Origin of the sequence: Chryseobacterium paludis (genome assembly GCF_025403485.1) — a bacterium.
Classification (GTDB): domain Bacteria; phylum Bacteroidota; class Bacteroidia; order Flavobacteriales; family Weeksellaceae; genus Chryseobacterium; species Chryseobacterium paludis.
Window position 1 is genome coordinate 4,473,012 of the sequence record NZ_CP099966.1, and the last position, 12,443, is coordinate 4,485,454.

The following is a 12,443-nucleotide window of genomic DNA, read 5'->3' on the forward strand; positions in this document are numbered from 1 at the left end:
TATGAAAAAAAATATATTAATTACTGGAGGCGCCGGTTTTATAGGCTCTAACATTGCTCTCAAACTTTTGGATAGAGGATTAAATGTAACGGTTTTAGATAATCTGTCACCTCAGATCCATGGGGATAATCCAGACCTTACTTCACCACTTTACAGAAGTATCAATAATAAAGTCAATTTTATTAAGGGTTCAGTGACGTCAAAAGAGGATTGGATTAATGCGATCAAAGGACAAAATGCAATTATTCACCTGGCAGCAGAAACCGGAACAGGGCAATCAATGTATGAAATCCAAAAATATATTGAAGTTAACATCGGAGGCACAGCAATTATGCTTGATCTACTTGCGAACAGCTCTCATAATGTGAAGAAAGTTGTTGTTGCTGCCTCACGTGCTATTTATGGAGAAGGAAAGTATGAATGCAGAAACCACGGAACTGTATATCCGACAGAAAGATTAGATGAAGATATGTCTAAGGGGGATTTTTTGTGCAAATGTCCTGTATGTCATGAAGCGGTTGAGATACTTCCAACTACAGAAGACAGCAAAATACACCCTACGTCTGTGTATGGTATCACAAAGCAAAATCAGGAACAGATGGTTTTAACAGTTTGTAAATCTTTGGGAATTGCCGCAGTAGGATATAGATACCAAAATGTATATGGTCCTGGACAATCCTTATCAAATCCTTATACTGGAATATTATCTATTTTTTCTACCCGCATTAAAAATGGAAATGGCATCAATATTTTTGAAGATGGTAAAGAGACACGTGATTTCGTGTTTATAGATGATGTTGTAAATGCAACTATATTAGGGCTTGAAAAAGAAGAGGCGAATGGTCAGGTTTACAATGTTGGAACTGGTGTTGCGACAGACGTGATAACAGTAGCTGATACACTGTCAAAATTCTACAAACGTGAGATACCAATAAAAATCTCTGGAAACTATAGATTGGGAGATATAAGGCATAATTTTGCAGATATTTCCAAAATAAAATCTGAATTGGGATTTGAACCCCAATGGACTTTTGACAAAGGAATTGAAGCTTTTACTAGTTGGGTTAATGATCAGGAAATCCCGGAAGATAAATATGAATTATCTATTGAGGAGATGAAAAATAAAGGCTTGTATAAATGAGTAGAAAAATAGGTATAGTAACCGTTTTATATAATAGCGAATCTGTTCTTGAAGAGTTTTTTGAGACATTAGGTAAGCAAACATATAAAAATTTTATATTATATGTGGTCGATAACCTGTCTCCAGATGGTTCTTTAGTATTAAGTAAAAAATTAGCTGATCAATATCAATACGACACAGTAATTATTGAAAATTCTGAAAATTTTGGTGTTGCCAAAGGAAATAATATTGGAATTACCAGAGCTGTTGCGGATGGATGCGATTTACTGTTGCTTTCTAACAATGACATTGCTCTTGAAAGCGAATCCATTGAGAAATTACTATTTGGTCTTGATACGCATGATGCAGATATGGTTGTTCCTAAAATATATTTCTATGGGACTAATAAAATTTGGGCTGCAGGTGGAGGTTTTAATAAACGGAATGGTATTACAGTACAATATGGACAGGAAGAAGATGATAGGGGACAATTCAACACAGACAAGAAAGTAATTTATGCGCCTACCTGTTTTATGTTGATAAAAAAAGAAGTGTTCAGCAGTGTAGGATTAATGGATGAGAATTATTTCGTTTATTATGATGATACTGATTTTGTTTATAGAGCACTTAATAAGAATAAAAAAACATTATGGTATATATCAGACTCTGTAATACACCATAATGAATCTACTTCAACGGGTAAAATGAGTGATTTTTCAATAAGGTTTTTATGGAGAAATTTAGTTTACTTTTCTTTGAAAAATTATAACTCTTTTTACGCATCATATATCGTCATATATAATTTTTTGTATGTTCTTATTATGTTATATTTTAGGTATCCCAAAAATCAATGGCTAATAGCATTGAAAGCTTATAAAGAGGGGTTCAATTTATATTTAAATAAAAGGACTGCGAGATAAGTGATTAATTATAAAAAGAAAGAGACAGCAGCTGTTTTTACTTATCATAGCTATTGTAAATTAATATTTAAAATACAGAGTTTTATATATTTAGTTATAATTGCAGTTAAAAAATTCAAAAAGTAAAGTATAGTATCTTATGGAACCAACTTTTAGCTATATATATTCAATACCATATATTGTTCTTTTTTTGATTTACTTTGCTCTTTTTTTATGGGAAAATAAATTAAGAAAAGACGGAAGCGATATTAAAATTATCAGATACCTAGGTATGTTGGTCTTTTTTGTTTTCTTTGGGTTCAGAGGATATATTGATACAGATTTTGCAGTTTATTATCCTTTATATGAAATGTCTCCAACACTCTCGGATAGTCGGGGAGTAGCACAGTTTTTTTCAAGTGTCAACGAAGATTATCTTCTGAAAGTAGAACCTGGTTTCAAAGTAATTTTGATTCTTCTCAAGAGTATCTCATCTGATTATTTTTTACTTCAGATAGTTTCTTCCCTTATCGATGTTCTACTTCTTAATTATTTTTTCAGGAAATACTCCCCTCAATATATATTGGGGTTTATTATGTTTTTTATTTTCTCAGGATTGGTTATAGAGATTAATCTATTGAGGAATTCCAAAGCGATATTTCTTTTTATATATTCTCTGAAATATATTAAAGAAAGAAATGCAGCTAAATATTTTATATGTAATGGAATTGGACTTCTTTTTCATACATCTGCAATTTTTTATTTTCCACTGTACTTTTTTCTACATAAGAAATTTTTACCGGCTTTTGTTTGGGGAGCTTTTATATTAGGAAATATTCTGTATCTGGGACAAATAAAGTTTGTAACACCTATCGTTTTAGCTCTTGGAAAGTTATTTGGTGGATTCTATTCTATAATGGCAGAAGCTTATTCAAAAAGTAGTTTATATAGTAGCGGATATGGTATTACAATAGGATATTTGGAAAAAGTTTTGACTTTCATTATATTTTATACCTCCTACGATAAAATAGGAAATTATATAAAAGATGAGAAGTTGCTCAATATCTTTTTCAACCTTCTTTTTCTCTTCACAATGACCTACCTGTTTTTGTCGGAATACTCTGTGTTGATTGATAGAATGACTACCCTTTTTGCAGTCTCTTATTGGATATTGTATCCTTATTTCTATGCCACCTTGAGTCGTGTGTTTAAAATGACATTTACGTTTGTACTGTTATTATTTGGGATTCTGAAAATGTATAAATCCAACAACTTCATTATCAGAAACTATGAAAATATATTGTGGGATAAGCCTTCTATCAGTAGAGCATATTATATATTTAATAAACATATGGATAAAATTCTTAATCCGAAAAAATAACATTTAAAAAAACTTATTTCTACCATGAAAGTCGCTTTCTTATCCACATTTGCCCTAGATGCCAACGTTTCTTTGATCAATGCGCTTAAGAAAAAATGTGATGTTTACTTCTTCACAGAGGCTCTGTATGAGATTTATAATTTTTTAGATAAAGAAAAATTAACAAAAACGATTTCTAAAGGTACAGAGGTAGAAGAATTACTAAGATTTGGAGAACTCATTTCATTAGATAAAACATATGTTGTAAAAGGAACTCGTAATGTCAATATTTTCAAGAAACTTTATATTTCATATACAATCAATCGATACATAAAGAAGATAAATCCGGACGTAATTGTTATTGATAATTATATGCTTACGTATTTTTTTTCTACACTATTGTATCGAAAAAAGATGTTGCTCATTGTACATGATCCGTTTTTACATTCCGGAGAAAACTTTATGATTGATAAGTTTTTGAGAAAGCTTCAGTTCAAACTCATTATTAATAAGATATTATTAAACGAAAATCAAAAAGATGATTTTGTAAAACACTATCAACAGCAACCGGAGAATATTCATACTGCTTTTTTAAGCGTATATGATTATCTGAGATATTATCAAACAGATAAGACGGAATCTTCATCTCAATTTAATATATTGTTTTTCGGTAGAATATCACCATATAAAGGAATTAAATTCTTATTAGATGCTTTTGTAGAGATTATCTCCACTCAAAAATATCCTGACATAACTCTTACAGTTGCAGGCGGAGGTAATTTTGATTTCGATATTGAAATTTATAAGCAATATTCCGAAATAAATATTCTTAATGAGTATATTTATCCTGAAAATTTGGCTAATCTTATTTCCAAATCTTCCGCAGTAGTTTGTCCATATACAGATGCCACACAGAGTGGTGTTATTATGTCCGCTTATGCATTTAAGAAACCTGTTATTGCAACTAATGTAGGCGGTTTGCCGGAAATGGTTAAACATGGAAAAACAGGACTTATAATTGAACCAAAGAGTTCCAAGGCAATTGGTGATGCTATATTGGAACTATATTATAATAGGGATCTATTAGAACAGATGTCTCACAATATCGAGGAAATGTATTTTTCGGGAGAAGAAGGATGGGAAAGTTCGGCAAATAAGTTTGTGAGTGCATTTGAAAAAATAAAAAAACAATGAAAGTAAGTATATGTTTGGCTACTTATAATGGCGAAAAATTTATATTCGAACAAATTGATTCGGTTTTGAAACAAATCGGACAAAATGATGAAGTAATTGTTTCTGATGATGGATCTACTGATAATACATTAGAGATCATTAGAAATATAAATGATAGCAGAATAAAAATATTGATCAATAAGGGAGAACGCGGTTACACCCCAAATTTTCAAAATGCACTAAAGGAATCAACGGGAGATATTATTTTCATATCTGATCAGGACGATGTTTGGCTGCCCGGTAAATATACTACGCTGGTAGAAAATCTGAAAACTAACGATTTGGTGGTTACAAATTCCATGGTGACCGATGAATCTTTAAATGTTACTAATCATTCATTTTTTACAATATATAATTCAGGAACAGGTCTATTAAAAAATATAATCTGTAGCACGTATTATGGTTGCTGTATGGCTTTTAACAGAAGAGTTTTAAATTATTCTATGCCGTTTCCTAAAAATAAAGAAGTGGCTATAGATCTTTGGATAGGACTGGTTGCAGAAGTTGTGGGTAAAGTAAAGTTCATAGATAAACCTTTTCTTCTTTACAGAAGATCAGATAATACAGTTACCCAGTTAGGAAGTTTATTATCCAGAAGTGATAGACCTTTTCATATGAAAATTTATAAAAGAATGGTTACCCTATTTGCAGTGTCGAAGTTGGCAGTTGAATATAAACTGTCAAAGAAAAAAGTAAATTAGTATTGTTAATCATTCACAATAAAATATATGAAAATAATTTATGCTTATAAAATAAAGATAATTTCTATAATCATCCTTTTTATTTCTTTAATTCTTGTCAAATGTCAGAGAACTAAGGATTCTGTAATTGTAGAAGTTGATTTCAGTAAAAAAATCAGCAATGTAAAATCAATGTCTGGTTTTCTTCATTATGATAATATTAAAGCACTTCAAAATGATATTATTGCTTTGCAACCTAAGTACTGGAGAATAGGGTGGTCTTATAAATCGGTTGATGATATAGATTATTTAAGAAGTTTTGGGGTTACACCAATTTTAGTAATATCTGATATGTATGGCTATCCCGGTAAAAAAAATAATAAAGAATGGTCACATCCTTTATATACAGGTCGGTTAAAAACAGTAATAAATACGGAGTATCAAAAATTCAATAATAAAGTAATTTATGATATATGGAATGAGCCTTTTCATCAGGGTGGATTTGGAGATTTTGATACGGAAGAATATTATAAAATATTTAAAAAAGCACATGATATTATCAGGTCTTCACCTGGAGGGGATAAAGCTTTGATCACAGGACCTTCTTTTGACCGATACAATGAAAAAGAAATGGAAGGATTCTTGAAATTTTGTAATACGAATAATGTAAGGGTTGATATACTTAGCTGGCACGAGTTAAGGGACGGAGAATATTATAAGGATTTCAATAAAGATATGAAAAGGCTGAGAACTGAGATACTTCCTAGATATCCAAAAGTTGGTGTAAAGAAAATTATTCTAAATGAAATAATCAACCAATACTCACAATTTTCTCCTTCAGAAGTATTACAAGTGTTTAAATATTTGGAAGATAATAATATAGATGGTGCTTGTAAAGCATGTTGGGCAGAAAGCGATGGCGTTTTCAATTGTAATAATTCAATTAATGGATTATTAGACAAAAAAGGCAAACCTAGATCGGTATGGTGGGCTTACAAAATTTATAATCAAAGCACGAAAGGCACTAGAGTAAAAGATATAACCAATTATGATCAAACATCTGTATTTGCCTCTTATGATGATAAGGGAGAATATATTATTTTAAACAATAACAGTGGAAATAGAATTGTAAATGCAAAGGTGAAGTTGAAAAATTTGTTTAGTCTTTATAAGAAAGATAAAAATCTTGACTTAGTAGTATATGAGATTCCTAATACGCTTGAGCTGCCACTGGAAAATATGATATTTAATCAAAAGCAAAAGATTATAGTTAATAAAAATACTACAACAATTAACATCCCAAGTATGAACCCTAAAACGGTATATTATTTATCCATCTCTAAGTAATTAAAAGAATTGAGATGTAAATTATTAAACTACATCTCATCATGTATTAAATCAAAATTATTAGTTTGGAAAAGAAAATTAAGATTGTTCAGTTTGTAGAAGCTTTTGGAGGTGGGGTTTATACCTACGTAAAAGATTTAAGCAATTTTCTGGCAACACATCAGTCTGATATTAATTGTGATATTCATTTAATTTATAGTCCAAATCGTATTGAACTGGATAAGGAATTATTTCATAAGGAAATTCATCCGGATATTTATCTTTACGAACTGGATATGCAGCGTCCCATAAATTTGAAAAAAGATCATCAGGTAATTACAGAGTCGCGAAAAATATTGAAAAAAATAAAACCTGATATAATTCATCTCCATTCTGCAAAAGCAGGTGTTATAGGAAGATTGGCTTGTTTGGGATTAGTATCTAAAAAGAATATTTATTATTCACCCCACGGATTTTCCTTTGTCCAGCAAAATATTTCGAAAACTAAGATTTTCCTTTTTAAAGTTATAGAATATGTAATGCCCTTTTTATTTGGTGGAACTACAATTGCTTCTGGAAATACGGAATATGAAATGGCAAAAAAAATTGGCAAAACGAGCCTTATTAGAAACGGAGTTGATTTTGAATTGCCAGAAAAACTGTACTTTCCTGTAACGAATGAACGTTTTACTGTTGGAACGGTTGGAAGATTGACAGCACAAAAGAATCCAAAGGCTTTTAATGAGATAGCATCGAAGCTGCCAAATGTTAATTTTGTATGGATAGGAAACGGGGAGCTTATCGATGACATTACTTCTGAAAATATTACTGTTACAGGTTGGATAAGAACAAGAGAAGAATTATTGCAAAAATTAAATACACTTGATTTATATTTACAAGTGTCTTTATGGGAAGGACTTCCAATTGCGATTCTCGAAGCAATGGCGATCCGGAAACCTCTTTTAGTGAGCAATGTGATGGGAAATAAAGATACCGTTGACAATGATTATAATGGGTATGTTTATAATACAACAGACGAAGCAATAGAAAAAGTTAAACTTTTTTTTGACGAAAAAAAGAAAACTCAAATGGGAAACAATTCATTTGAAAAAGCTTTTAAAGAATATAATAAAAATAATAATTTTTTGAATTTGATAAATCTTTATAAAAGGGTAATTAAATAAAAACTATTTTTATGTGGCATTAATTTTTATATTTGTGCCTTTTCAATCGGATAGTTATAAAACAAAATGATTAAGCTTTGTAAATAAAGCTAACACAACTTATGAAAATAAAAGAAACACCACTTAGGGACTGCTATATTATAGAGCCAACTGTTTTTGAAGATGAAAGAGGATATTTTTACGAAAAATTCAATGAGAAAAAGTTTGAAGAATTAACAGGTATGAACGGACATTTCGTTCAGGATAATATCTCCAAATCAACTTATGGAGTTCTTAGAGGCTTACATTTGCAGAAAGGAGAAAAAGCTCAGGCGAAACTGGTGTCATGTTTGGATGGAAAGGTTCTCGATGTAGCTGTTGATCTAAGAGAAGATTCACCCACATTTGGAAAGTGGTTTTCAATTGAACTTACAGGCGAAAATAAATTGCAACTATATGTCCCAAGAGGTTTCGGACATGGATTTTCTGTTCTAAGCGAGACTGCTATATTTTCATACAAATGCGATAATCTCTATGACAAAGAATCAGAAGGTGGTGTTCTTTGGAATGATACCGAACTTAATATTGATTGGCAACTCCCCTTAGATGACATTTTACTTTCAGAAAAAGACAAAGTTTTACCGGAATTTTCTTTAAAATTTTTTTAATTCATTTTAAACTTTATGAGAACTAATGACTTAAGTTTCTGAGTTACATAGATATTATAAAGTAAATTTGAAAAATTGAATAACCATTGTCGAATTTATGTTAGTTTATTTTTTTAGATATTTACCCGGAATTTTTCTGATAGGAGATTATATTATTATCAATGTTCTTTTTATTTTAGGAAAACTATATTTTTTTGAATTTGATGAAAGAAGTTTTGCTCAGAATTTTAAAGTTCAATTTATTCTCCTTAATATATCTTGGTTTGTCATTACAATTATAACTAAGCCTTACAAAAGCTTAAAAATTATGGAGTCATCACTGCATTTTAATGCATTGACAAAATCTTTTGTCTTATTGGTAGGCGCTTCATTAATTTACTTAAATCTAATTTTTTCTGTAAAAATTGACTATAGAAATATAATACTTTATTTTCTATTGACTGGTTTCTTTATGACCCTCACAAGGTTTCTTTTGTTCTTATACCGAAAGAAAAACAGAGTGAAATTAGGAAGGAAATTGTACTCTTTTAATACAGTTCTTGTTGGAGAAAATAAATTATCAACATCATTATTATCAAATAAGGATCTGAGGAGATTTATGGGATTGAGAGGTGTTTATGCACCTATTGAGACAGAAACGAAAAATAGATATCTAGGTAGCATTGATAAGTTATTCGATGATCTGGAAAATACAGGTATAAACAGTATTATATTTTGTGATGACAAAATTGAAGTTGATTTATATAAAAAAATTGTAGAAGTTGCAGAGCATAAAATGATAAGGATTTATATGGTACCCGATTTCAAATATGTTAATCTCGGACCTTATTATTTTGATGTAATTCACGAGATTCCTTTTCTGAAATTAATTAGAGAACCATTATCGAATCCCAAAAAACAAATTTTAAAAAGAACATTTGATATTGGGTTTTCATTTTTTATAATTGTCTTTTTATTATCTTGGTTAATACCTATTGTTGCATTAATTATTAAATTAGAAAGCAATGATTCGGCATTTTTTTTGCAAAAAAGATCAGGACTCAATAATATACCATTCAATTGTATCAAATTTAGGAGCATGACTATCAATACAAATGCTGACCTTCAAATTGCTAAAAGAAATGATCCGAGAGTTACAAAATTTGGTGCATTTATGCGTAAAACAAGTATAGACGAATTGCCCCAGTTTATTAATGTTTTTCTTGGCCAAATGTCAATAGTTGGTCCGAGACCGCATATGATGTCCCAAACAGACATGTACTCCAAGATTACGAAAAAATATATGACAAGACATATTGTAAAACCCGGAATTACTGGATGGGCACAAGTAATGGGTTCAAGAGGGGAGATATTTTCTCATAGAGATATGGAAAAACGGATAGAAAAAGATATTTGGTATATTCAGAATTGGTCCTTTTTTTTAGATATTAAAATTATCTTTCTTACTTTGTACAATATTTTGAAAGGAGACGAACAAGCTTATTGATGATCCTAATGTGAAAAAGATCAAAACGTACCAAGTTTTAAAGAAAAAAACTTTTAAATAGCATATTGAAAACCACTTTATTAAAGTGGTTTTCTTTTTTTGATTTAAACTTTTTATTATTTCGTATCTTTGCAAACTCAAAATCAAAAAGATGCGCACAAAATCTGTAGGTAAAAAGAAAATCAATATCGTAACCCTTGGTTGCTCTAAAAATGTATACGACTCAGAAGTTTTAATGAGCCAGCTTAAGGCAAACGGAAAAGAAGTTGTACATGAAGACAGAGGAGATATTGTTGTAATCAATACCTGTGGTTTTATTGACAATGCAAAAGAGGAATCTATTAACACAATCCTTGACTATGTTGATGCCAAGAATAGAGGAGAAGTGGAAAAGGTTTTTGTTACTGGATGTCTTTCTGAAAGATATAAACCGGATCTTATCAAAGAAATTCCAGATGTAGACCAATATTTTGGAACAAGAGATTTACCTATACTGTTAAAGCACTTAGGCGCAGATTACAAGCATGAATTAGTAGGTGAAAGATTAACGACTACTCCAAAACATTACGCATATCTGAAGATATCTGAAGGCTGTGACAGGCCATGCTCTTTTTGTGCAATTCCACTAATGAGAGGAGGTCACGTTTCTACACCTATTGAAAAACTGGTTCGTGAAGCAGAAAAGCTTGCAAAAGTAGGAACGAAAGAATTAATTTTGATTGCTCAGGATCTAACGTATTACGGATTGGATATCTATAAAAGACGTGCACTTGGAGATCTTTTAAAAGAACTTGTGAAAGTGGAAGGGATAGAATGGATTCGTCTTCACTACGCATTCCCTAGTGGGTTTCCGGAAGATGTATTAGATATCATTAGAGAAGAACCTAAAGTTTGTAACTATATCGATATTCCTCTTCAGCATATCAACTCCGATTTATTAAAATCGATGAAAAGAGGAACAACTCATGAAAAAACCGATGCCCTTTTAGCGAAATTTAGAGAAAAGGTTCCTGATATGGCAATCAGAACTACTTTAATTGTTGGTTATCCAGGGGAGACCGAAGAAAGATTTCAGGAATTGAAAGATTGGGTTAAAGAACAGAGATTTGATCGATTAGGTTGTTTTACGTATTCTCACGAAGAAAATACAACTGCCCATGTTTTAGAGGATGATGTCCCTCAGGAGGTGAAAGAAGCTCGTGTAGAAGCTATCATGGAACTTCAGTCTCAAATCTCATGGGAGAAAAATCAGCAAAGGATTGGTGAGGTCTATAAATGTGTATTCGACAGGAAAGAAGGAAACTATTTCGTAGGACGAACAGAATATGATTCTCCTGACGTTGATAATACAGTTTTAGTTTCTGCAGATAACACCTATATTTCAATTGGAGAATTTGCTATGGTAAAAATTACCTCTGCGGAGGAATTTGACCTGTACGGAGATTTAATTTGATAAAAAATAAATAAAAATATTATTTTTTAGATAATGATGTTAAGTGTGTATATTTTCCATCGTATTTTTTACTGATTAGTATTTAATTAATTTTTTATTGTTAGATTATCTGTTTCACTGTTTTTTGGTTTAAATTTTTCATTCTATTCATAATCAGCTTTTTAGCTGTATTTATATGACGCTTGATTTTCCATTTTGAATGGTGGGTTTTGGATTTTTAATTATTTAGTACTAGCTTTGCCATAGCAATAATTTTTTATCAACATAGTATTTCTAATCCTAGAATATGTATATAAATAAAGATAATCCCGAATCTTTATTTTATATCATAATTGAACAGTTTGGGATTTGAAAATATATATTGTATAAAAATTATTAATGGAAAAAAATAATTAAAAATCTTAAACACTTATGAGAAAAAATTTATGGACAGCAATAATGCTTATTTCGTTTGCTATGCTGTCAAAAGCTCAGAACAAAGGGGTAGGTATTAATACAATTACTCCGGCCGCTACTTTGGATGTGGTTGCTAGTACTACGGATAAGACTATGCCCGATGCCGTTTTAGTTCCAAGAATGACAGCCCAGGAATTAGCAGCTAAAGATGCTGTATACATTGCCGCTCAAAATGGAGCATTGGTTTTTGTAACTTCAGGTGTAGGTACTACTGATAAAACAGGAAACATAACGGGTGCAGGATTTTATTATTATGATAATACCTCTTCTACCTGGAAAACGCTTGGAGGTGGTGGAACAACACCCACAGCATTTAGGTTAAATTTAGGTCAGGCAGCTTCTACTGCTTATGATTGGACAAATTCTAATTTTGATTTTTGGGAATTTACTTCAGGAACTCAATTGACGTTACCAACTCCAGCTTCTTTTAAGGATAAAACTATCTATATAAGAAACCAAGCGGGGGGATTACTTCAGTTTTCAGGAAATGATGGAATTGGTACTCCAAAGGGTTTAGCCTCTATTACCGCACAATCGGCGGTTCAAATATTTAGTAATGGTACAACTTGGTATCTGGTTGCAGGTAGAAATTAATAATT

General features: G+C 31.0%; 11 protein-coding genes. All 11 read left to right on the forward strand.

The features are described from left to right. The first annotated feature begins 1 nt into the window (after nt 1). The 11 genes from NG806_RS20320 to NG806_RS20370 all read left to right on the forward strand — a co-directional run bounded on the left by NG806_RS20320 (nt 2) and on the right by NG806_RS20370 (nt 12,438). Nucleotides 2–1,141: an NAD-dependent epimerase/dehydratase family protein gene (locus NG806_RS20320; RefSeq protein WP_261511159.1), complete on the forward strand. Its 1,140-nt coding sequence runs from the start codon at nt 2–4 to the stop codon at nt 1,139–1,141. Further along, nucleotides 1,138–2,040, forward strand: a complete 903-nt coding sequence (locus NG806_RS20325) for a glycosyltransferase family 2 protein (protein ID WP_261511160.1) — start codon at nt 1,138–1,140, stop codon at nt 2,038–2,040. The genes NG806_RS20320 and NG806_RS20325 overlap by 4 nt, the downstream gene beginning before the upstream one ends. 271 nt (nt 2,041–2,311) lie before the next feature. Next, complete coding sequence (locus NG806_RS20330) at nt 2,312–3,400, forward strand: EpsG family protein (protein WP_261511161.1); 1,089 nt, start codon at nt 2,312–2,314, stop codon at nt 3,398–3,400. A gap of 24 nt (nt 3,401–3,424) precedes the next feature. Next, a complete protein-coding gene (locus tag NG806_RS20335) occupies nt 3,425–4,573 on the forward strand; it encodes a glycosyltransferase family 4 protein (protein ID WP_261511162.1) in 1,149 nt (382 codons plus the stop codon). After that, a complete protein-coding gene (locus NG806_RS20340; protein ID WP_214832667.1) occupies nt 4,570–5,313 on the forward strand; it encodes a glycosyltransferase family 2 protein in 744 nt (247 codons plus the stop codon). The genes NG806_RS20335 and NG806_RS20340 overlap by 4 nt, the downstream gene beginning before the upstream one ends. A gap of 27 nt (nt 5,314–5,340) precedes the next feature. Continuing rightward, on the forward strand, nt 5,341–6,639 hold the full coding sequence (locus tag NG806_RS20345; protein ID WP_261511163.1) for a GH39 family glycosyl hydrolase: 1,299 nt from the start codon (nt 5,341–5,343) through the stop codon (nt 6,637–6,639). 65 nt (nt 6,640–6,704) lie between these two features. Further along, nucleotides 6,705–7,802: a glycosyltransferase gene (locus tag NG806_RS20350; protein WP_214832664.1), complete on the forward strand. Its 1,098-nt coding sequence runs from the start codon at nt 6,705–6,707 to the stop codon at nt 7,800–7,802. 101 nt (nt 7,803–7,903) lie between these two features. After that, nucleotides 7,904–8,449, forward strand: coding sequence for a dTDP-4-dehydrorhamnose 3,5-epimerase (rfbC, locus tag NG806_RS20355; protein WP_214832662.1), 546 nt, complete (start codon nt 7,904–7,906; stop codon nt 8,447–8,449). 97 nt (nt 8,450–8,546) lie between these two features. Then, nucleotides 8,547–9,935 carry an exopolysaccharide biosynthesis polyprenyl glycosylphosphotransferase gene (locus NG806_RS20360; protein WP_214832660.1) on the forward strand — a complete coding sequence of 463 codons (1,389 nt, stop codon included), beginning with the start codon at nt 8,547–8,549 and terminating at the stop codon, nt 9,933–9,935. 151 nt (nt 9,936–10,086) lie between these two features. After that, nucleotides 10,087–11,388 carry a 30S ribosomal protein S12 methylthiotransferase RimO gene (gene rimO / locus NG806_RS20365; protein ID WP_214832658.1) on the forward strand — a complete coding sequence of 434 codons (1,302 nt, stop codon included), beginning with the start codon at nt 10,087–10,089 and terminating at the stop codon, nt 11,386–11,388. 411 nt (nt 11,389–11,799) lie between these two features. Further along, nucleotides 11,800–12,438, forward strand: coding sequence for a hypothetical protein (locus tag NG806_RS20370; RefSeq protein WP_214832656.1), 639 nt, complete (start codon nt 11,800–11,802; stop codon nt 12,436–12,438). Nucleotides 12,439–12,443: the final 5 nt, after the last annotated feature.

Excerpts from the sequence above, each read along its gene's own strand:
- NG806_RS20345 (WP_261511163.1), top strand. The coding sequence starts at position 5,341 with ATGAAAATAATTTATGCTTATAAAATAAAGATAATTTCTATAATCATC.
- NG806_RS20335 (WP_261511162.1), top strand. The coding sequence starts at position 3,425 with ATGAAAGTCGCTTTCTTATCCACATTTGCCCTAGATGCCAACGTTTCT.
- NG806_RS20320 (WP_261511159.1), top strand. The coding sequence starts at position 2 with ATGAAAAAAAATATATTAATTACTGGAGGCGCCGGTTTTATAGGCTCT.
- NG806_RS20340 (WP_214832667.1), top strand. The coding sequence starts at position 4,570 with ATGAAAGTAAGTATATGTTTGGCTACTTATAATGGCGAAAAATTTATA.
- NG806_RS20370 (WP_214832656.1), top strand. The coding sequence starts at position 11,800 with ATGAGAAAAAATTTATGGACAGCAATAATGCTTATTTCGTTTGCTATG.
- rfbC (WP_214832662.1), top strand. The coding sequence starts at position 7,904 with ATGAAAATAAAAGAAACACCACTTAGGGACTGCTATATTATAGAGCCA.
- NG806_RS20325 (WP_261511160.1), top strand. The coding sequence starts at position 1,138 with ATGAGTAGAAAAATAGGTATAGTAACCGTTTTATATAATAGCGAATCT.
- rimO (WP_214832658.1), top strand. The coding sequence starts at position 10,087 with ATGCGCACAAAATCTGTAGGTAAAAAGAAAATCAATATCGTAACCCTT.
- NG806_RS20360 (WP_214832660.1), top strand. The coding sequence starts at position 8,547 with ATGTTAGTTTATTTTTTTAGATATTTACCCGGAATTTTTCTGATAGGA.
- NG806_RS20330 (WP_261511161.1), top strand. The coding sequence starts at position 2,312 with ATGTTGGTCTTTTTTGTTTTCTTTGGGTTCAGAGGATATATTGATACA.